This window comes from Aurantiacibacter sp. MUD61 (assembly GCF_027912455.1).
Classification (GTDB): domain Bacteria; phylum Pseudomonadota; class Alphaproteobacteria; order Sphingomonadales; family Sphingomonadaceae; genus Alteraurantiacibacter.
On record NZ_CP115446.1, the window covers coordinates 515059 to 535379 of the forward strand.

General features: G+C 61.8%; 18 protein-coding genes. 14 read left to right on the forward strand and 4 right to left on the reverse strand.

What is annotated here, in order from left to right:
- Nucleotides 1–212 precede the first annotated feature (212 nt).
- From O2N64_RS02445 to O2N64_RS02495, 11 genes are all read left to right on the forward strand, one after another.
- Entirely contained in the window at nt 213–551 is a 339-nt protein-coding gene (locus O2N64_RS02445; RefSeq protein WP_271078704.1) for a tetratricopeptide repeat protein, read from the forward strand.
- A gap of 241 nt (nt 552–792) precedes the next feature.
- On the forward strand, nt 793–1410 hold the full coding sequence (locus O2N64_RS02450) for a lytic transglycosylase domain-containing protein (protein ID WP_271078705.1): 618 nt from the start codon (nt 793–795) through the stop codon (nt 1408–1410).
- 2 nt (nt 1411–1412) lie between these two features.
- Entirely contained in the window at nt 1413–1718 is a 306-nt protein-coding gene (locus O2N64_RS02455) for a TrbC/VirB2 family protein (protein WP_271078706.1), read from the forward strand.
- Between the two features lie 13 nt (nt 1719–1731).
- Complete coding sequence (locus tag O2N64_RS02460) at nt 1732–2013, forward strand: type IV secretion system protein VirB3 (RefSeq protein ID WP_271078707.1); 282 nt, start codon at nt 1732–1734, stop codon at nt 2011–2013.
- 25 nt (nt 2014–2038) lie between these two features.
- Nucleotides 2039–4462 (forward strand): VirB4 family type IV secretion/conjugal transfer ATPase, encoded by a 2424-nt coding sequence (locus tag O2N64_RS02465; RefSeq protein ID WP_271078708.1) that lies wholly within the window; start codon nt 2039–2041, stop codon nt 4460–4462.
- The gene (locus O2N64_RS02470) at nt 4459–5664 is read left to right on the forward strand and encodes a type IV secretion system protein (protein WP_271078709.1); all 1206 of its coding nucleotides are present in this window, start codon (nt 4459–4461) and stop codon (nt 5662–5664) included. Before O2N64_RS02465 ends, O2N64_RS02470 begins: the two co-directional genes overlap by 4 nt.
- The gene (locus tag O2N64_RS02475) at nt 5664–6464 is read left to right on the forward strand and encodes a TrbG/VirB9 family P-type conjugative transfer protein (protein WP_271078710.1); all 801 of its coding nucleotides are present in this window, start codon (nt 5664–5666) and stop codon (nt 6462–6464) included. The genes O2N64_RS02470 and O2N64_RS02475 overlap by 1 nt, the downstream gene beginning before the upstream one ends.
- 14 nt (nt 6465–6478) lie before the next feature.
- A complete protein-coding gene (locus O2N64_RS02480) occupies nt 6479–7630 on the forward strand; it encodes a TrbI/VirB10 family protein (RefSeq protein WP_271078711.1) in 1152 nt (383 codons plus the stop codon).
- A 14-nt stretch (nt 7631–7644) separates the two neighbouring features.
- Nucleotides 7645–8679 (forward strand): P-type DNA transfer ATPase VirB11, encoded by a 1035-nt coding sequence (gene virB11, locus O2N64_RS02485; RefSeq protein WP_271078712.1) that lies wholly within the window; start codon nt 7645–7647, stop codon nt 8677–8679.
- A 67-nt stretch (nt 8680–8746) separates the two neighbouring features.
- A complete protein-coding gene (locus O2N64_RS02490) occupies nt 8747–10921 on the forward strand; it encodes an RNA degradosome polyphosphate kinase (protein ID WP_271078713.1) in 2175 nt (724 codons plus the stop codon).
- A gap of 5 nt (nt 10922–10926) precedes the next feature.
- A complete protein-coding gene (locus O2N64_RS02495) occupies nt 10927–12414 on the forward strand; it encodes a Ppx/GppA family phosphatase (RefSeq protein ID WP_271078714.1) in 1488 nt (495 codons plus the stop codon).
- Here O2N64_RS02495 and O2N64_RS02500 read toward each other — a convergent pair.
- The 4 genes from O2N64_RS02500 to O2N64_RS02515 form a co-directional block, all read right to left on the reverse strand.
- Nucleotides 12411–12986, reverse strand: coding sequence for a DUF805 domain-containing protein (locus O2N64_RS02500; RefSeq protein ID WP_271078715.1), 576 nt, complete (start codon nt 12984–12986; stop codon nt 12411–12413). The genes O2N64_RS02495 and O2N64_RS02500 overlap by 4 nt on opposite strands.
- A gap of 18 nt (nt 12987–13004) precedes the next feature.
- Nucleotides 13005–15134, reverse strand: coding sequence for a TonB-dependent receptor plug domain-containing protein (locus O2N64_RS02505; protein ID WP_271078716.1), 2130 nt, complete (start codon nt 15132–15134; stop codon nt 13005–13007).
- Nucleotides 15135–15232: 98 nt separating this feature from the next.
- Complete coding sequence (locus O2N64_RS02510) at nt 15233–16099, reverse strand: hypothetical protein (protein WP_271078717.1); 867 nt, start codon at nt 16097–16099, stop codon at nt 15233–15235.
- A 56-nt stretch (nt 16100–16155) separates the two neighbouring features.
- Complete coding sequence (locus tag O2N64_RS02515; RefSeq protein WP_271078718.1) at nt 16156–16746, reverse strand: alpha/beta fold hydrolase; 591 nt, start codon at nt 16744–16746, stop codon at nt 16156–16158.
- Between the two features lie 262 nt (nt 16747–17008).
- Here O2N64_RS02515 and O2N64_RS02520 point away from each other — a divergent pair, with 262 nt between their 5' ends.
- From O2N64_RS02520 to O2N64_RS02530, 3 genes are read left to right on the forward strand one after another with little or no spacing between them, the layout of a single operon-like run.
- Nucleotides 17009–17947 (forward strand): bifunctional 5,10-methylenetetrahydrofolate dehydrogenase/5,10-methenyltetrahydrofolate cyclohydrolase, encoded by a 939-nt coding sequence (locus O2N64_RS02520; protein WP_271078719.1) that lies wholly within the window; start codon nt 17009–17011, stop codon nt 17945–17947.
- A gap of 40 nt (nt 17948–17987) precedes the next feature.
- Complete coding sequence (locus O2N64_RS02525; RefSeq protein ID WP_271078720.1) at nt 17988–19517, forward strand: flavin-containing monooxygenase; 1530 nt, start codon at nt 17988–17990, stop codon at nt 19515–19517.
- 12 nt (nt 19518–19529) lie between these two features.
- Complete coding sequence (locus tag O2N64_RS02530; protein ID WP_271078721.1) at nt 19530–20294, forward strand: competence/damage-inducible protein A; 765 nt, start codon at nt 19530–19532, stop codon at nt 20292–20294.
- Nucleotides 20295–20321 lie beyond the last annotated feature (27 nt).

Sequence of the window (20321 nt, forward strand, 5' to 3'; positions counted from 1 at the left end):
ACGCTATGGAGAATCGCCTGACGCCGCATCTATATATCTGGAATGACGCCGTTTTATTTATACACAGCCGGCCCGAGACATCATTCCCCGCTCCAATATTTCATATTTGTGACAATGTGACAGTTTTGTTGCAGTCGATCTCTCGTCGCGCCATAAAGTGGCCAGAACTCAAGGAGAGAGAGATGTTTGCAACGCTGGTTTTGGCACCCCTGATGGCAGGTCAGGCTGTGACTGCGGAAATGGTCGAGCAGCAGTATGAAACGCGCGAAGTCGCTTTCGAGCAGTTGATTGAAGGCGATGCCGCTGCGGCAGTGACGCGTCTGGAAGCAGAGCTCGAGGCCAATCCGGGCGATCCTGCGATCCTGATCAATCTGGGCAGCGCCCACGCGCAGCTGGGCAATTACGAACAGGCAGAGACCTATTATCAGGCAGCCCGCGATTCCGATGAAGAGTATCAGCTTGAGCTCGCCAATGGCCGCTGGCTCGATTCGCGCGATGCCGCCCGCCTCGCTCTTGCCAGCGTTGAATTTCAGGCTCTCGCTTCGCGCTGATAGGTAATTATCGGCGCGCGCCTTTCGGGAACGTAAAATAAGGGGGTCGGTAGGCAAAAGCCACCGGCCCTTTTTGCGTTTGTGCCGCCTTTCTCCCGGTTCCGTTAACACTACCTGGTAATCGTGCTGTCCAAGCACTCTGCAACGACATTCGGCGAAGACTGTCACGTCTGTGTCATTTGTTGTAAGCATTGGCGGTACGGACCCGAGGGATTTGATGATTCTGCGTTTTGCCACCTTAATGGCCGCGAGTGTGCTGGCCGTGCTGACTGCGCCTTCCGCGCAGGCACAAGTGCTGGAAATCGGCGGCGACGGCGATGCGCGCTGGGTCGATGGCGCGGCGCAGGGGCAGTACGTCAATCCGGCAGCCATTCCCGCCACGCCGGTGGCGGACGTGCCGGTAGAGATCGCCACCGCCGTGCCGGACAGCGCGATCGCAGATACGCAGCAACATGCCGCAGGCGTTCCCGCAACCTACACCGCCACCATCGCCGCCCTGGCCGCGCAATACGATCTCAGCCCCGCTCTCCTTGAGGCTCTCGTCTGGCAGGAAAGCCGCTGGCGCGAGAATGCAGTATCTCCGGCAGGAGCGCGCGGCCTTGCCCAGCTGATGCCCGGCACGGCGCGCGATCTTGGCGTCAATCCGGACGATCCCTTTGCCAATCTTGAAGGCGGCGCGCGTTACCTGCGCCAGCAACTCGATCGTTTCGATGGTGATCTCGAGCTTGCACTCGCCGCCTACAATGCTGGCCCCGCGCGCGTGGCGCGTTCAGGCCGCGTTCCGAATATTCGTGAAACACAAAACTATGTGGCTGCCATCATGGGTCGCCTCTCTGACCACTCCCGGAGTTCTGAATAACAATGCAATTCTTCGCTCGCACCTTTGCCCGTCTGGCCGCTTTTCTGACCGTGGTGGCACTGCCCGCTACTGCCTATGCGCAGGACCCGGCAGGCTCCGATCCGATCAACAATGCCGCGCAATGGATGCAGGGCACGCTGCTTGGCACGCTGGCCACCACGGTTGCCGTGATGGCCGTCGCCGCAGTTGGCTTCATGATGCTGACAGGCCGCGTGAACTGGCGTTTCGGCGCCACCGTGATCGTCGGCGTGTTCATCATCTTCGGTGCCGCATCGATCGTGGCTGGCATCCAGACCGCTGCGGGCTGACGCGAGACACGCCATGCAACTCACCCGTTACCCCGTACATCGCGCGCTGACCCGCCCGCAGATGTTTGCGGGCGTTACGTTCAATTACTTCATCATCAATGCATTGGTGACGGTGGAGGCCTTCCTGATCCTCAAGAGCTGGTGGATCCTCCCCATCCCCTTCATCATGCATGCCATCGGCTATTTCGCCTGTTTGCGAGAGCCGCGCTTTTTCGACCTGTGGATCACCAAGGTCAGCAAATGCCCACGCGTAAAGAATTACAAGCGCTGGGGCTGCAACTCATACGCCGCGTGAGAATAATGCGGACGGGAGCAGAGACATGACGGGCACAGGGCCCAAGAACTGGCTGGGAGCCGCCGCGTGGAGCGCCAAGGAAGCGCATGCCGGCGATCGCCTGCCATATGCGCAGCTGGTGGAGCCCGGCGTCATGCTGCTGCGCGATGGATCGCTGATGGCGGCACTGCAGGTCCCTGGCCTGCTGTTCGAAACCGAAGATACCGAAGCGCTGAATGCCCATGCGGCAACGCGCGAAGTGATGCTGCGCAGCAATCTCGATGCGCGGTTCGTCATGTATCACCACGTCATCCGCCGCCGGGTGAGCGTGGAGCTGGACGCGGAATTTCCCGATCCGCTATCTGCCCACATCGACCGGCGCTGGCGGCAGAAGCTGACGTCCGGATCGCTGTTCGTGAACGATCAGTTCATCACTTTGGTCCGCCGCCCCGCGCGCGGCAAGGCGGGCTTTGTCGAGCGGGCGCGCAAATTCTTCCGCCGCACCCCGACGGAAGCCGAAGAAATCGACGTGAAGGACCTGCGTTCCTTACGCAGTGCGATCCAAGCGCTGACAGCCAGCTTGGGCGAATATGATGCGCAGCCGCTTGGCGATTACACCGGCAATTCGGGCCATACGAATAATGAGCTGCTGGAGCTGCTCTCCGCGCTCTACAATGGCGAAATGCGCCCCGTGCGCCGCCCCGACCCTGAAGTCGATATCGGCGACATGCTCCCCTATCGCCGCGCGAGCTTTGGCCTCGATGCCATGGAATTGCGCGGTGCGGGCGGTGTCGACTTTGCCTCCATCCTGAGCCTGAAGGATTACCCGGACGCGACCAGCCCCGGCCTCCTCGATGCGATGCTGCGCCTGCCTTATGAAATGGTGGTGACCGAAAGCTTTGCGCCGCAGGAACGCCAGAGTGCGCGCGAACGCATCGACCTCGCCATCCGCCGCCTCCGCAGCGCCGATGAAGAAGCGCAGGCCGAACGCGGAGACATGATGGCCGCGCGCGATGAGCTGGGCGCTGGCAGCGTGGCCTTTGGCGATCACCACCTTTCCGTCCTCGTGCGCGAGCGTGATCTTGTGCGGCTGGATGATGCGACCGCCTCGATCGCTGCAAGCCTCGCCGACACCGGCGCGATTGCCTTACGTGAGGATACCAATCTGGAGCCCGCTTTCTGGGGCCAGTTCCCGGGCAATGAGCAATATCTCGTGCGCCGCGCGATGATTTCGACCGCCAATATGGCGAGCTTCGGCAGCTTCCACGGCTTCGCGCTGGGGCAGGCCGAGGGCAATCACTGGGGCGATGCCGTCACCCTGTTGCAGACGACCAGCTCCACGCCGTTCTTCTTCAACTTCCATAATGGCGACCTGGGCAATTTCTCGGTCATCGGCCCGTCGGGTTCGGGCAAAACGGTGGTGATGAATTTCCTCGCCGCGCAGGCACAGAAGTTCCGCCCTCGCACAGTCCTGTTCGACAAGGATCGCGGCGCGGAACTGTTCATTCGCGGTATCGGCGGCAATTATGACCGCATCTCGTCTGGCCAGCCGACCGGCTTCAATCCGCTCGCCCTGCCCGATACGCCGGTCAATCGAGGCTTCCTGCGCGATTGGCTTTCCGTCCTGCTGAACGCACAGGGCCCGGAGGAAAGCGCGACCATCGCGGCTGCGGTCGATGCGGCCTATGCGAATGACAGCTCGCTGCGCCGCCTGCGCCACTTCAAGGAACTGGTCTCTGGCAGCCGCCGCCCTGAACCGGGCGATCTGGCAGACCGCCTCTCCGCCTGGATCGACGATGGCGAGCATGGCTGGCTGTTCGATAACGCCACCGACAACCTCGATCTCGAAACCCGGGTGATGGGTTTCGACATGACTGCGCTGCTAGAAAATCCCAAGCTGCGCACCCCGGTCATGATGTACCTGTTCCATCGCATCGACGAACGGCTCGACGGACAGCCGACGATGATCCTGATCGATGAAGGCTGGAAAGCGCTGGACGATGAAGTCTTCGCCGCGCGCATCCGCGATTGGCTCAAGACTCTGCGGAAACGCAACGCGCTGGTCGGCTTTGCCACGCAGAGTGCGCGCGATGCTCTCGACAGCAAGATTTCGACCGCGCTCGTCGAACAGACCGCCACGATGCTGTTCATGCCCAATGCCAAGGCGCGGGCAGAGGATTATTGCGACGGTTTCGGCCTGACCGAGCACGAACTGGCGCTCATCCGCACCTTGCCCGCCCATAGCCGCTGCTTCCTTGTCCGCCAGCCCGATGCGAGCGTTGTCGTGCGGCTCGACCTGTCGAATGCGCCCGAAGTGCTGACTATCCTGTCGGGCCGCGAAAGCAGTGTGCGACGGCTCGACCACCTGCGCGGCAATCTGGGTGATGCGCCTGCGCAATGGTATCCCGAACTTACCAACACGCCGTGGCCCGGCCCTGACACCCCCGACAAGAGGGAGGCAGCCGAGTGAGCTCCACCCTTGGCAGTGTGACAGCAGCATGCCAGCGCCAGATGGAAGAGGTCGGCGCCGGTATCGGCGCGTCCCTGCGCGGCGTCGACTGCGCTGCCAATGCCATGAGCGAAGCGACGTTCAACAACCTCTTCGCTGAAGGCGGCTTCCTTGGCCCGACTCTCACCGCTGTCCTGACCATTTTCGTCGCGCTGCTGGGCTATGCGCTGATCACCGGGCGCACCCGCATCGGCGTGGCTTCGCTGACGCCCAAAATGGTGACGCTGGTAGCCGTGGTGACCTTCGCGACCAGCTGGTTCGTATTCCAGATTTTCTTCTACAATCTCTTCGTTTGGGGCCCGGACTCGATCGCCACCGCGCTGATGGGAACCGATGGCTCCGCCACCACGATTTTCGCCGACAAGCTGGATGCCGTGATGCTGGCGCTGATGGAGGCGTCGGGGGGCGATGCGATGGATGCGAACACCTCGATCTTCTCGCCACCGGGCCTGCTCTGGTCGGGCGGCACCATGCTTCTGCTGGGCACAGTCGGCGTGCTGGCGACGACCAAGATCGCGCTCGCTATTCTGATGGGTCTAGGCCCGATTTTCATCCTGACAGCCTTGTTTGAAAGCACGCGCGGCCTGTTTACTGGTTGGCTCAAGGCTGTCGTGCTTATGGCGCTCGCCCCGCTCTTCGCAGTGCTCGGCGGATCGCTGATGCTCGAGCTCGCAGTGCCAGTCCTGTCCAGCCTCGCGACCACACCCGGCGAGATCGACGTGCGGCCAGCCATGGCCTTCTTCATGATAGGCGCGGTGCATCTGGCGCTCATGTTTATGGTGCTTAAAGTCCTTTCGACCATGGTGTCTGGCTGGACGGTATTCGGCTTTGCCAACCCTGAACGCGCTGCCGATCGCGCTGCAAATGTCGCAGCCGCTGCGAGCACTCCGCAGGCAATCTCTGCCGCAATCGCCAGCACCCGCGCGCAGGACCGCGCTGGCGAGACAGGATCCCCTTCGCGCCGCGCCATCCGCGTCGCGTCGACCACGCCGCTGCCTGCCAACGATCCCGGCTCAAGCAGCACCAGCGTGAGAGAAACGCGCATCGTTTCAGGTGGCCCATCCGGCACCAGCGATGGCCCCACCAGTTCAGCCCCTTCGCGCGCCCGCGGCATCGGCAGCCGCTTCAAATCCGCGCCCAATCGCTCCACGGAGAAAATCTGATGTTCCGCGCCCTGTCTTGCAGCATCGCAGCAGCACTGGCCTTCACTACGCTCGCAGCGCCTGATGTCCAAGCCCAGGATCCGCGCCTGATGGAGCGGCTTTACGATCCCACCCAGGTCGTGCGCATCGAAGGCCGCACCAATGTGCAGACGACGATCCAATTCGGCGAAGGCGAGCGGATCGAGAATGTCGCAGTCGGCAATTCCGCCACTTGGCAGGTGACGCCCAGCCGCAGCGCCAATTTGCTCTTCGTCAAGCCGCTGGAGCCGCGTGCTGCAACCAATATGACGGTGGTGACCAATCGCCACACCTATCTTTTCGATCTGGTCGCCAATCCGGGCAATCGCACGCCGCTTTATATCCTCACTTTCACCTATCCTGAGGAGCTGGTGCCGGAGGATGAAACGGGGATGGCGATGACGCCGCTCCCGTCGGCCAATGCTTTGGAAATGGCTGCGGCGAATGACGATCTGGCGGTGCTTGATCCGGCGGACCTCAATTTCGCGTGGTCGAGCACCGGCACCGCTGCCCTCGTGCCTGCCGAGATTTACGACAATGGCCGCGCCACATTCCTCAACTGGCCGGAGGACCGCGCACTCCCGGCCATCCTGTTGATGGACCGTGACGGTAACGAAGGCCCTGTGAATTATGCCGTGCGCGGGGACACGATCGTCCTCGACCTCGTGCCCGGAGAAATCATCCTGCGATCGGGCGATGATGAAGCACGCCTCGTCAATCTTGGGCTTGCAGGCGCCTATCTGGCGGACGGCACCGCACGCACCGAAACGGATCGGGACTGAAGGGAACAGATGCCATGAAACTCGCCATGCGAATGCCCGAAAAAGGCACTGGAACCGACACCGATCCGCGCGAAGCGATGGACACGGAAGTCATCGATCTGGCGAGCCGGACGAGCTATCCGGTCGTCGCCAATCGCAACCCGCGTTCCGACGCGCTGGGCCTTGCTGCAGGCATCGGCTTCGTCGGGCTTTTGGGCGCAGCAGTTCTCTGGGGGCTCAGTTCTAGCCGCCTCGAGGACGAGAATGCGCAAGCCGCTGGACAAGTGGATCAAGCAGCACCGCCTCCGGTGATGGTTGGTGGAACACCCACTGATGGTCTGCCGAGCGCCAATGCCGTTGCGGCAGAGGTTCCCGCGCCGGTGGCAGCACCCGGCGCCGTGCTGGCCCCCGCGCCTGGCCCCGGCTTTGTTGGTTCGCCCGCTCCGGCTGGCAATCCGTATAACTCCCCCGCCCTGGTATTCGACGGCAGCGCCGCTCCGGCAGCAAACGGGGCCGGAGTTCCTGCAGGAGCAGCCGTCCCGGCGGCAGCCGATACCGGCACCGTCCCGGGCGCTGGCGGCGCTGGGGAATTTGCCGCGCGTATCGGCGGCGTTGGCGGCGGTCCGGCCAGCGCAACGCAAGATTTCAATCCGGCAACCACGGTGACGCAGGGAACGATGATCCCCGCAATCCTCGAAACCGCGATCAACACCGATGTACCGGGATATGTCCGCGCGGTGGTGAGCCAGGATGTGCGCAGCCACGATGGTGCGCGCGTGCTTATTCCGCGCTCGAGCCGCCTTGTCGGACAATATCAGTCCGGCCTGCAGGCAGGCCAGCGCCGTGCCTATGTGATCTGGGAGCGGGTGATCCGCCCCGATGGCGTGTCGGTGCAATTGCGCAGCCCTGCAACATCCTTCGATGGCACTGCGGGTCTGGAAGGCGACGTCAACAACCACTTCTTCAGTCGCTTCGGCTCAGCCATGCTGCTGTCAGTCATCGGCGGGCTGACCACCGTGGCGAGCGGCGGAGCCTCGGTCGTTCTCGGTGGCGGGCAGAGCGCAGCGAGCACCGCCCTCCAGCAGGACGGTCAGCGCCCTCCGACCATTCGCGTCCGCATGGGTGAGCCGATCCGCGTTTACACCGCGCGTGATCTCGACTTCGGCTCTGCGCCAGCGGTTCGCTGAAGGCAGGATCCGGGATGAGCGCAGAGGTATACGATCTTGGCAGCGAGGCGGGCGTAACGCCCGTCGCAGACCAGCCCCTCGCCGCGGGTGGTTCGGTCTATCTCGACGCCTATCTCGCGCCGTTTCGCGAATGGCTGGAGCGGGACACGGTTACCGAAATCCTCGTCAACAAGCCGGGCGAAATGTGGGTGGAGGACGCCGCGGTGCCGGGTCCGATGCAACGCATCGAGCTTACCGCGATTGACGACAAGCTGGTGCAGCGCCTCGCCGAACAGGTCGCACGCATTAGCCATCAGGGCATCAATCGCGAGCATCCCCTGCTCGGCGCGACATTGCCCGATGGCGCCCGCATCCAGTTTTGCGGACCACCTGCCACGCGCAAGCACTGGGCCATGGCCATCCGCCGTCACCGCAGGCTCGACCTGACATTGGACGCTTATGATGCAGGCGCGCTCGCACCGCCCCAGCAGCCGGAACTGCCCGATGCGCAGGCCGAGCCGATCGCTTTCCTCCGCGCTGCCATCAAGGCGCGCAAAACGATCCTAATTTCCGGCGGCACGAGCACCGGCAAGACCACCTTCCTCAACGCGATGTTGGCTGAAATACCCCGCGATGAGCGCGTTGTGCTGGTTGAGGATACGCCCGAGCTAAAAATACCGGGTGCCAATGGCGTGGGCCTAGTTGCCGTCAAAGGCGAGCTTGGCGAAGCGAAAGTCACGGCCAATGAGCTGCTGCAATCGGCCCTGCGCTTGCGACCCGACCGGATCGTGCTTGGCGAGCTGCGCGGCGCGGAAAGCGTCAGCTTCCTGCGGGCCATCAACACCGGCCACCCGGGCAGTTTCTCGACCATCCACGCCAATTCGCTGCGCGGCGCACTCGAGCAGTTGAGCCTGATGGTCATGCAGACCGGCATCGGCCTCACCCGATCGGACACGATCGCCTATGCCGCGAGTGTCATCGATGTGATCGTGCAGCTCGATCGCACCAATGGCAAACGCGGGATCAGTGCGATTGCCGAAGCGCACAAACTGGCGGACAGCTGGGCCTGACACGCTCAATTGTGACCCGGCGCGCTGCTGTCTTGCGCAGCGACGATAGACGCGCCACATGACACCTATGGCGAGCGATCCGAACCTTACCCCAACCGCTGCCAATGATGGCGAGACGACCAGCGCGCCGACGAGCGCGGAAGACCGCTATTTCAACCGTGAGTTGTCATGGCTGGCGTTCAACGATCGCGTGCTCGAAGAAGCCAATAATGAGGCTTACCCGCTGCTCGAACGGCTTCGCTTCCTGTCGATTTCGGGAAGCAACCTCGACGAATTCATGATGATCCGCGTCGCCGGCCTGATCGGGCAGGTACGCAGCGGCGTTTCGGAAACCAGCATCGATGGCCGCACTCCCCGCCAGCAATTAAGCGCGATCAATGCGCGAGTGGATGAGCTGGAGCAGAAGCAGCAGCAGGCACTCGCCACGCTAAGGCCGCTGCTTGAGGAAGAAGGCATACATATCACCGGCGAAGACCGGATCGATGATGAAGCGGAAAGCTGGCTGCGCGCATATTTCCTCGATCACATCATGCCGGTCATCACGCCGCAAGCGCTCGACCCGGCGCACCCCTTCCCCTTCGTGGCGAATGGCGGGATCGGTGCGCTTTTCAATCTGAAGCGGCACGGCACCGGCGGCAGGCTCATCGAAATGGTGCTGATCCCCAGTGCTCTGCCGCGGTTCATCCGCATTCCGGGCGAGGAAGCGATCTATGTCGCGATCGAACGGCTCGTGTGCCGCTATGCCGATATCCTGTTCCCCGGCTTCGACGTGCTGGGTGACGGTGTGTTCCGCGTGCTGCGCGATAGCGATATCGAGATTGAAGAGGAGGCGGAGGACCTCGTCCGCCTGTTCCGCAGCGCCATCCAGCGCCGTCGTCGCGGCCAGGTCATCATGCTGGAGATCGACGAAAGCTTCGATCCCGAAGCCGAGGAATTGCTGCGCGAAAAACTGGGCCTGAGCCAGGCCGCCATCGCCACGACCGAAGGGATGCTTGGCATTTCCGGCCTGTCCGAAGTGGTCGAGGAAGAGCGGCCCGATCTCAAATTCCCCAGCTACTCGCCGCGCTATCCCGAACGCGTGCTCGAACATGATGGAGATTTGTTCGCGGCCCTTGGAGCCAAGGACATCATCATCCACCACCCTTACGAGAGTTTCGAAGTAGTTGTCGATTTCCTGCGCCAGGCCGCAGCCGATCCCAAAGTGGTCTCCATCAAGCAGACGCTCTATCGCGCGGGCAATCAGCCGACGCTCATCAATGCGCTGATCGAAGCTGCCGAAGCGGGAAAGTCGGTGACCGCTGTGGTCGAGCTGAAGGCCCGCTTTGACGAGGAACAAAACCTCAAATGGGCAGGTGAGCTGGAGCGCGCCGGGGTGCAGGTGATCTACGGCTTCATCGACATGAAGACTCACGCCAAGGTGAGCATGGTCGTGCGCAAGGAGGATGATGGTATCCGTACCTACTGCCACTTCGGCACCGGCAATTATCACCCCGTCACCGCGCGCATTTATACCGACCTGTCCTATTTCACCGCCGATCCTGCGCTTGGGCGCGATGCCGCGAAACTGTTCAATTTCGTCACCGGCTATGTCGAACCGCAGAGCATGGAGCGCCTTGCCATCAGTCCGCTGACGCTGGACGACAGAATCATGGAGCATATCGATCACGAAATCGCCCTGGCGCGCGAAGGCAAGCCGGCGACGATCTGGGCGAAGATGAATTCGCTCACCGAAGAGGCGATGATCGACAAGCTATACGAAGCCAGTCAGGCGGGAGTCGATATCGTGCTTGTGGTGCGCGGCATCTGTTGCCTGCGACCAGGCGTGCCGGGCCTGTCCGAGAATATCTCCGTCAAATCCATCATCGGCCGTTTCCTCGAGCACAGTCGGATTTACGCCTTTGGTAATGGCGAACCGATGCCGAGTGACAAGGCCAAGGTCTACATCTCCAGCGCGGACCTGATGGAACGCAATCTGCACCGCCGGGTTGAAGCTCTTGTGCCAATCATCAATCCTACGGTGCACGATCAGGTTCTTGATCAGGTGCTTCTCGCCAATTTGCTCGATACCCAGCAGAGCTGGCTGCTCGATGGCGAGACGGGGGATTACGAGCGTGTGGAGCGTGACGCAGAGGGTTTCAACTGCCACGAATACTTCATGACAAACCCATCCTTAAGCGGGCGCGGCGAAGCGCTGAAACAGGGCGGCGTCCCCAAACTCACATTGCGCAAAGAGACGCAGTGATCGCAATGAGGGGGAAGCGGGGCACACAGATGATAGAGCGGCCTGACAGGGCTGTCATCGACATCGGCTCCAACACCGTACGCCTTGTTATCTATTCCGGTCCGCCCCGCGCTTCGAACGTTTGGCTCAATGAAAAGGTCACCGCGCGTCTTGGTCGTGACCTGACCGCCACTGGCCGAATTCCGCAGGAAGCGGAAGATCTGGCGTTGTCAGGCCTCAAACGCTTTGCCGCCATTATCGACGATCTGGGCGTTACGGATGTGGCCGCAGTGGCAACCGCCGCCGCGCGCGAAGCAGAAAACGGCCCGGAGTTTATCGAGAAAGTCCGCGCGCTTGGCATCAATCCCCGCGTGCTTTCCGGGGTGGAAGAGGCGACCACTTCTGCCTTTGGCGTCATCGGCGCATTTCCCGGCGCTCGCGGAATTGTGGCGGATCTTGGCGGCGGCAGTCTTGAGCTCGTCGCGGTCGAAGACAACGCATGTCACGATGGCATCAGCCTGCCGCTCGGCACTTTGCGCCTGCCCGCGCTGAGGGCCGATGGCGATGCCAGCTTCGATGAAGCAATCACAGCGAATCTTGCCGATGCGAAGTGGGCGAAAGAGCAGGACGGTAATCTCTACCTCGTCGGTGGAACGTGGCGAGCACTCGCGAGCTACGCCATGCACAAGCAGGATTATCCGCTGACCGACCCGCAAGCCTTTTGCATGACCCCACAAGAGGCGGACGCAATCGCCGCCGAACTTTCCGAATCCGATCCCGATGACCTGACATCCATCTCCGGCATTTCGTCGAGCCGCGCGTCAGGCCTCCCCGATGCCGCTGCAATGTTACGCGTGATGATTGCCGAATTGCAGCCTGAGGCGCTTGTCATCTCCGCCTGGGGCATTCGCGAAGGATTGCTGTTTGAGCGGCTGAGCGACGTTGCGCGCCAACAAGACCCGCTGCTCTCTGCCATCACCCACTTCGCGACCCCGCGCGGGGCAGACATCACCAATGCCACTCTCACCGCAGCATGGACGGCGGAGGCTGTCGACGGGCGCAATCGTGGCAGTGAGCGTATCCGCCTGGCAGCGACCCTGCTCACGCAGGCTGCCGCGCGGGTCGAGCCGAACTTGCGGCTCGCCCACTCGGTGGACTGGGCACTCGAGAAACGCTGGCTGGGGCTCGATCACACCGGCCGCGCGATGATCGCGCAATGCCTTCGTGCGAGTTGCGGCTCCCCAAAAATCGTCGATGAATACACCAGGATGGCGAGCGAAAAGCAGCTCCACCGCGCGTCAGCCTGGGGCCTCGCCAATCGCCTTTGCCGCAAAATCGGTGCCGGCACACGCATTTCGCTCACCGGCAGCGCATTGCGGCGGAAGGACGATACGCTCGTCCTGCGCTTCGACGAAAGCCGCGCTTACCTGATGGCAGACAGTGTGGAGTCAGAACTCGCCAATCTGGCAAAGTGGCTGGAGCTCGATCACCGGATGGTGATTGGCCTCGATTAATCAGGCGCATCGCCAAAACTGTTAGTTTCGGGATCACCTTTTCCAGCGAGCAGAATGCACAAGACTGCAAGAGACAGCATATAGAGAAAGTTGCTCGCAAAAATTGCGAGGAACTGTGTCATGTCATTGTTTTCCGACCCGAAGTATTGGCGCATGGATACGGTTGAAAAGATGATGAAGGGCACCGGCAGAAAACCCCAGAACCCACGCATACCACGATCATGGAGACGCCGTGCCACTGCTGCAGCCAAAAGAATGAATGCCAGACCGAAAAAGGTCACCAACCAAGCGAAAATGAGGTTCGTATCTGGCATCAATTCGGGATGATGCCCTTCAACGGTGATTGAATAATGATCAGGTCCGCTACGAATTGTCGCCTTATCTGGATTAGCTTCGGCAAACTCCTGCATTCTGGCCATGCTTTCCGCCATGAGCGGCATAAAAGCGAGCATTCCGCCACCAATTACTACGATGGCAACACCAGAGACATACAGCCAGAACGACTGTTTCGATTCTCTACCCGAGAATTTTAGGAGCCGCGAAAGATTGCTCCTAATTGCTGCCCACCACATGATCGTTTCCCCCTTTTCCTAGAATCCCCAGCGCAGGCCAATCCACACGGTCCGCGGGACACCCAGATCGATACTGCCGCCCTGGTTGCGGGTGACGATTTCCTCATTGAGAAGGTTTTCGGCGCGCAAAGTGAAAGACAGCTGATCTACGATGGGGACCTGCGCAAACAAGTCGATCGTCGTTGCGGCGTGGAGCAGGTCGTTCTCCTGATCGCCTTCGAATTGCGAGCCGACGTGGCGCAGAGTGGCGGAAATCCGGCCGTCGGTCATAAAGGCATAGGCGGCGGTGACACTGGCTGAGAATTCGGGCGTTTGCGGTGGGCGGTTGCCGTCGAGGATGGCTGCCGAGCCCGTGCCGACCACCTCTGCATCTGTGTAGGCTAGCGTCCCGTTCAGACTGAATGGACCGCGCCGCACGCTCGCCGCAAATTCGAGGCCCTGCGCGTCGATGGCATCCAGATTGCGGCGCTGGCGCAGGGTGGGCTCCAGCGTCACATTCGCAATCGCGCCTTCCACCTGATTGTCGAAATAGGTGAGGGAGAGAAAAACTTCGGGTGCCGGGAAAACATCCACGCCCAACTCCCAGCCCTCGAGCCGCTCGGGCTCAAGCGATTCATTGGCTTGGGTCACGACGGGGAAGACCACGAAGGGCCGGTAAAGTTCATTCAAGGTCGGCAGGCGGAAACCCGAATAGACGGCTCCGCGAACTTCCACCGCTTCGCTGAGCGCGTAAAGCGCGCCGGCGCGCCAGGTCACTTCCCAGTCGGCGCGGTCGGCGAATTCATCGTCGCGCAGCACCGTTCCGTCCGCTGCCAGTGCGCGATAGAAGCCATCACCGATGGTGTATCGGTCCGCGCGCAGGCCGCCGGTGAGGAGGAGATCGCCGACCACCCAATCATCCTCCACAAACAGGCCGAGGTCGGTGTTCACGCCGCCAGCAAAGCGGTTCTCGCGCAAGGCGCCGGTGAAGGCCGAATAGGAATCCTCGAACAGCTCTCCCTCGCTGCGGCGATAATCGGCACCGAAGCGCAGCGTGTGCCCGCCGCCGACCGGAGGACGCACTTCAATCTTGCCGCCAAGGCCGGTCGCAGGCGTGTCCTTCTGATCGAGCACACGCACAAACCGCGTCGAGGAAATCACGACATTGGTGAAATTGCGCCACTGGGCATAGCCGAGAACGTCGATTTCCCAATCCCCACGGCTGACAAGCCTCAGGGCGATGTCCTGACCTTCAGAGGAGTTGTCCGCGCCATCGAAGCGCAGCGTGCGATTGTCGTCGAAAGCGAGCACTCGTGCCTGAATCTCAAGATCATCGCCCAGCGGCTGCACTATGCGCCCACCGAGCGACCAGGATTCATAATTGGCCCTGCTGGAGGCTGGAACGCGCTGGTTCTCGGGCGTGGTGAAGAAACCGTCTCCGCGATCCCAGCGACCGTGGATTACGGCAAAGCCATCACCAATTTGCGGCGCGAGGCTTGCAGACAGCTCGGTGCCGCCACGATGGTTGACCAGCGCGCTGGCGTTGAAAAGGCCGAGCGTATCCGCGCCTGCGCTTTGCATGCGGATCGTGCCTGCGAGAGCGCCCGCGCCGAATGGACCGGAGCCGCCACCGCGCGTCACCCGGATTGCGCTCAACTGTTCGGGGCCGATCGAGCTGAAAGGGATATACCCGAAGAAGGGATCCGAAATCGGCACGCCATCGAGCAAGACGAGCGCGCGGCTTGTCGCATTGCCGCCTAGCGCGCGAAGGGTTGCGCCTTGTGCGCTCGGATTGGCCGCGCGGCTATCCGACCGGCGAAATTGCTGGAAGCCCGCGACGCTGGACAGGGCATCTTCCAGCCGCCCGCTACCTGTTGATGGCAGCGCATCGCGATCAATAACGATGGTGGAATATGCAGGCGCGGCAGGCGTCTCGGGCAAACCCTCGCCGAGCACCACGATCTGATCGACAACCGTGACAGGCTGGGCATCAAGTTGATCACGAGCCGTACTGCCAAGATGGCAGTCATCGATCCCGGCATATTCCTCGGGCATGGAAGGACAAGGATCGTCCCTCTCGGGTGTCTCTCGATCCTGCCCTTCATCCTGCGCGGCAGCGGGGAAGGCGGCGAAAATCGCGGCGGTGCTGGCCAGCAACAGGCGTTTCATGATGGATTGTCCGAACAAAAAGGGAATTACACGGCGCATGGCCCTGCAACAAGAAAGCGCGAATGATGCAGGCGTTCCGGCGCTGCCCCGATGGCCGATCAGCCTTCCGCACCGCAGCGGTTTACGTAAATGCGCTCACCCAGGATCGTCACGCGGGCAGTATCACCATTGCTCAGCGTATATTCGCGAATATCGAGCCCGCTGCCGATCTGTTCGTAATCATCGCCCCACAGGTCATCGAGCTCAGCGACACTCGGCGGGGTTTCGCCCTGCAGATCAGCGCATGCGCGCTCTTCTGTCATCTCATCGCCGGAAAGGACATCCTCAACCGGGTCCGCTTCAACTGCAGCAGGCTCTGCGTCGAGATCGCTCAGAAAGTCATCGCCAAGACCGCTGTCGTCAGTCGGCTCATCCCTCTCATCAAGAGCAGCGCTCTCCTCTGCGAGATCGCTCGCCTCGACGTCTTCGAAAGTCTCAGATTCCGGAGCGGGTGCGGGTTCTACGTAAGGCTCTTCGATCACCGCATTGTCGCGGTCGTAAATGCGACCATCTTCAAAGGGGCCGATGGCGGTTCCTGGCGGGACGCGGATCAGCGGGAATGGCTCGAGCGGCGTATCGACATAGGTCATGCGCACCTGGTGCTCGCCGGTCTGTTCGAACTGGAAGACGTTTGATTGGCCTCGCTCGCGGAAGACCAACCGCACCGCGCCCTCGCGTTCGGCTCCGCCGGCTGCCTCCAGCGTGGTCGATCCGCTCATCCGTGCAAATACCGCCCCATTGGTTCCGAATTCGGCGGGCCTCGTCCAGCGCCCACCCCATGTTCCGTCCTCTGCCTGATCCAGCTCGAACAGGAATATCACGGCATCGTCTATCTTCAGCGCCCACACGCCTTCGAGATCGTTGGCGAGAGCCTGCGCCGGGAATGCCAGCAAGGCGGCGATGAGAATGGCGATCCGCTTTATCATGGCTGGACTTGTGCCGCAGCAAGCCGCTGCCTTGCAAGCAAAACCACCGGCGCGCTCTATGCGAGCCAGCGGGCAATGGCCGTGTTGACCTCCTCTGCGCGCTGAAGAGTAATCAGATGGCCTGCGCTTTCGATCACGAGGAATTCGGAGATCGGCGCATGGTCGGCAATCGCTTCATGCTCGGCAGGTGGGGCCATGCGATCATGCTCCCCCGTGATGCTGAGCACCGGACCGGTGAAGTCGCTCAGCACATCGGCAAACGGCGGGCGAGCAAGCAGGGCCTTGTTATGCGCGTCGAACACGGCCTGCCCCTGCGCAATGCACATTGCGCGGAGATCATCGGCATAAGGAGCATCCGCCTCGTCTTTGGACAGCAGGACACCCATCCAGCGGTCGACCAGCGCCTCATACCCCTGCTCATAGCCAATGCGCTGCATTGCCTCGCGCTTTTCTGCTTCGCCCGGAACGGCAGGGTTGAGGCCGCTGGATGCGAGCGCGAGGCGGGTGACGCGGTCGGGCGCGATGCGAAGGACTTCGGCTGCGACACGCCCGCCCATTGAATGGCCGAACAGTTCCAGAGTGTCTGCACCCCGCTCATCAGCCAGCGCCAGAACATGCCGCGCCATCTGGCCAAGCGTATCCGCCATTCTATAGCCATCGAGAAACAGAGCGTCCGGAAAGGCCGCTTTCTGCGGCGCAAATACACGCGAATCGCACAAAAGGCCGGGGCAGAAGACGAGCATCGCAAAATCCCTTTCGTTTCATGGCGCGCGAGCCGCAAAATGTGTCGGAAAAGCGGGGCGAAAGCCAGTGATCATCCGCCGGAGGGGTGCCAATCCCGCGCGCGCCTTCTATAAGCCCGGCCAGACACAAAGCGCGCCAGCGACTGGCAGCAGCAGGATTGGGCCGATGGCAGATATCATAGACGGGCGCGCGATTGCCCGCCAACTCGACGAGCAGACCAAGGCCGATGTGGATGCGCTGGTCGCGGCCGGCCACCCCGCGCCGGGCCTGACCGTGATCCTTGTCGGCAATGATCCGGCGAGCGAAGTCTACGTCCGCCGCAAGATCGAGGCATGCGAGCGCGTCGGCATCCGGTCCAGCGAGCATCGCCTGCCCGACACGATTTCGCAGGAAGCCTTGCTCACCCTGATCGCGCGCCTCAATGTCGATCCGGAAGTGCACGGCATCCTGTGCCAGGTCCCTCTCCCTGCGCATATCGACACCGGCAAAGTCCTCGGCGCGATCGTGCCGGAAAAGGACGTCGACGGCTTTCACCCGGTGAATGTCGGTCGCCTCTCGACCGGAACCGGCGGCATCGTGCCTTGCACACCGCTCGGCATCATGAAGCTCATCCATACGGTGATCGATGACTTGACCGGCAAGGATGTGGTCGTCATCGGCAAGTCCAATATCGTCGGCAAGCCGGTCGCAAACCTCCTGCTGGAAGAGGAAGCGACCGTTACGGTCACCCACATCCACACCCACGGTCTGCCCGATATCGTGCGCAAGGCCGATGTCATCGTGGCGGCTGCGGGCGCGCCGCGCCTGGTGCGCGGTTTCTGGGTGAAGGAAGGCGCGGTGATCATCGATGTCGGGATCACCCGCGTTCCGGGCGAAAACGGCAAGACCAAGCTGGTGGGCGATGTTGCCTTCGACGAAGTGCAGCACGCCAAGGCCGTCACGCCAGTACCCGGCGGCGTTGGCCCGATGACGATTGCCTGCCTGCTGTCCAACACGGTGAAAGCCGCGCGTGCCGCCTATGGTGTGAACACCGATGTTAATAGTGACATTGACCGCGACAGCGGGCATCATACATTTACCGGATCGGGCAGCCTGCCAAACTAAGTGCCCCCACCCAAGTGATACGCAGCAAATGGAACAGCGCATGAGCAAGCCCGACACTGACGTCCTGATCATCGGGGCAGGCCTGTCCGGCATTTCCATGGCTGGCCATATGAAGATGCACTGCCCGGATCGCGATTTCGTGATCCTTGATCGGCGCGACCAGCTGGGCGGCACGTGGGATCTGTTTCGCTATCCCGGCGTGCGCTCGGATTCGGATATGCACACGCTCGGCTTCAGCTTCGAGCCATGGAAGCATGACGATGCGATTGCCGATGGCCCGGCGATCCTCGAATATCTGAACCGTGTCGTCGATGAGCGCGGCATTCGCGAACACATGCGCTTTGGCGAGGAAGTGCTGAGCGCCGATTGGGACAGCGACAATGCGCGCTGGACGATTACCAGCCGGGGCAAGGACGGCGCAGAAAGCACGATCACCGCAAACTGGCTTTATTTTGGCAGCGGCTATTACGATTACGACAATCCGCACGATGCCGAGATCCCGGAGATCGACAAGTTCGGCGGGCAGGTGGTGCATCCCCAATTCTGGCCCGAGGATCTCGATTACAGTGGCAAGAAGGTCGTCGTGATCGGATCGGGCGCTACGGCGGTCACGCTGGTGCCGTCCATGGCGGAGGATGCCGAAAGCGTGACCATGTTGCAGCGCACGCCGACCTGGATGGGAGAAGGGCCGCGACGCGACGAATGGGATCACCGCTTCCGTCGCTGGTTCCCTGAGAAGCTCGCCTATTGGCTGACCCGCCGCAAGAACATCCTTTTCCGCGCCTACGTGTTCAGCCTTTCGCGCCGCAACCCTCAGAAACTGGCCGACAAGCTTCGCGACATGCAGCGGGATGCACTTGGCGACCTGCGCGACCCAAAGCATTTCGAGCCGCCGTACAATCCGTGGGAACAGCGGCTGTGCCTCATTCCCGATGGCGACCTGTTCCAGGCGATGCGCAGCGGCAAGGCGAAGATCGTAACCGATCACATCGAAGGCTTTGACGAAGGCGGCATCAAGCTGAAATCGGGCGAGCACCTCCCCGCCGATATCGTGGTGACCGCAACCGGCCTGCGACTGACTCTGGCGGGCAAGGTCGCGATTTCGAAGGATGGCGAGCCGGTCGATTTCACCGATCACTATTTCTACCGCGGAACGATGTTCTCCAACCTGCCGAACCTCAGCTTCGTTTTCGGCTATCTCAACGCAAGCTGGACCCTGCGCGCCGATTGCAATGCAAAATATGCCTGCGATGTACTCAATGACATGGCAGCGGCTGATGCCGATGTGGCGGTACCTGAACTCGCGCCCGAGGATGAGCCTGAAACGGTTGAGCCTTGGGACTACTCTTCCGGCTATCTTCAGCGCGCGCGCGATCTGATGCCCAAGGTCGGCAAGGATCGGCCGTGGTCGCTGAAGCACGAATATCTGGCCGATGTGCGTGATTTCCGCCAGCGTCCGGTGCGCGACGGCGTGCTGCGCTTCTACAAAGTGGAAGCGGAAAGCAGCGCGAGCCAGCCGGAAGCCGCCAATCAGGGCGAGGCCGACCACTCTGCCATCGCTGCCGAATAAGCGCGCAAGACCATGACGGCATCGGACAAGATCTGGACAGCGGCGCTTGTGGTTATCGGCGATGAAATCCTTTCCGGCCGCACGCAAGACAAGAACATCGCCCAGATCGCCAGCTGGTTGCAACTGCAGGGCATTCGCCTGAATGAAGTGCGCGTGGTGTCGGATGATCTCGATGCGATCGGCGGCGCGGTCAACGCGCTTCGCCAATCGCATGATTACCTCTTTACCACCGGCGGCATCGGCCCGACGCATGACGACATCACAGTGGACGCGGTTGCGGCGGCGCTTGGCGTCGAGGTGGTGATCCACCCCGAAGCGCGCGACATGCTCGCCGCCTACTACGCCAAGAAGCCCGGCGGTTTGAACGAGGCGCGACTGCGCATGGCGCGGGTCCCCGAAGGTGCGGAGCTTATCAAGAACCCGCTTTCCGGCGCGCCGGGCATTCGTCACGGCAATATCTTCCTGATGGCAGGCGTGCCCAATATTACCGCCCAGATGCTGGAGGGGCTCACCGGCCAGCTCGAAGGCGGCAGACCGCTCATTTCCGAGACGATCGGCTGCTGGGCGCAGGAAAGCGAAATCGCCGATATCCTTCGCGCGGTCGAGGATGCGCATGACGATTGCCAGATCGGCAGCTACCCCTTCTTCCGCGAAGGACGCGTGGGAGCCAACTTCGTGATCCGGTCCACCAGTGCGGAAATCCTCGAGAGCGCTGTCGACACCTTGTGCGAAGCCCTGGGTGAAGAGGGATTCGATTTCACGCCCGGCGGGATCTGATCACTTCGCGCTTGTGCAGCGGCGCGG

Coding starts and splice junctions, on each gene's coding strand:
- O2N64_RS02445 (WP_271078704.1), top strand. CDS start 213: ATGGCAGGTCAGGCTGTGACTGCGGAAATGGTCGAGCAGCAGTATGAA.
- O2N64_RS02450 (WP_271078705.1), top strand. CDS start 793: ATGGCCGCGAGTGTGCTGGCCGTGCTGACTGCGCCTTCCGCGCAGGCA.
- O2N64_RS02455 (WP_271078706.1), top strand. CDS start 1,413: ATGCAATTCTTCGCTCGCACCTTTGCCCGTCTGGCCGCTTTTCTGACC.
- O2N64_RS02460 (WP_271078707.1), top strand. CDS start 1,732: ATGCAACTCACCCGTTACCCCGTACATCGCGCGCTGACCCGCCCGCAG.
- O2N64_RS02465 (WP_271078708.1), top strand. CDS start 2,039: ATGACGGGCACAGGGCCCAAGAACTGGCTGGGAGCCGCCGCGTGGAGC.
- O2N64_RS02475 (WP_271078710.1), top strand. CDS start 5,664: ATGTTCCGCGCCCTGTCTTGCAGCATCGCAGCAGCACTGGCCTTCACT.
- O2N64_RS02480 (WP_271078711.1), top strand. CDS start 6,479: ATGAAACTCGCCATGCGAATGCCCGAAAAAGGCACTGGAACCGACACC.
- virB11 (WP_271078712.1), top strand. CDS start 7,645: ATGAGCGCAGAGGTATACGATCTTGGCAGCGAGGCGGGCGTAACGCCC.
- O2N64_RS02490 (WP_271078713.1), top strand. CDS start 8,747: ATGGCGAGCGATCCGAACCTTACCCCAACCGCTGCCAATGATGGCGAG.
- O2N64_RS02495 (WP_271078714.1), top strand. CDS start 10,927: ATGAGGGGGAAGCGGGGCACACAGATGATAGAGCGGCCTGACAGGGCT.
- O2N64_RS02500 (WP_271078715.1), bottom strand. CDS start 12,986: ATGTGGTGGGCAGCAATTAGGAGCAATCTTTCGCGGCTCCTAAAATTC.
- O2N64_RS02505 (WP_271078716.1), bottom strand. CDS start 15,134: ATGAAACGCCTGTTGCTGGCCAGCACCGCCGCGATTTTCGCCGCCTTC.
- O2N64_RS02510 (WP_271078717.1), bottom strand. CDS start 16,099: ATGATAAAGCGGATCGCCATTCTCATCGCCGCCTTGCTGGCATTCCCG.
- O2N64_RS02515 (WP_271078718.1), bottom strand. CDS start 16,746: ATGGCGGATACGCTTGGCCAGATGGCGCGGCATGTTCTGGCGCTGGCT.
- O2N64_RS02520 (WP_271078719.1), top strand. CDS start 17,009: ATGGCAGATATCATAGACGGGCGCGCGATTGCCCGCCAACTCGACGAG.
- O2N64_RS02525 (WP_271078720.1), top strand. CDS start 17,988: ATGAGCAAGCCCGACACTGACGTCCTGATCATCGGGGCAGGCCTGTCC.
- O2N64_RS02530 (WP_271078721.1), top strand. CDS start 19,530: ATGACGGCATCGGACAAGATCTGGACAGCGGCGCTTGTGGTTATCGGC.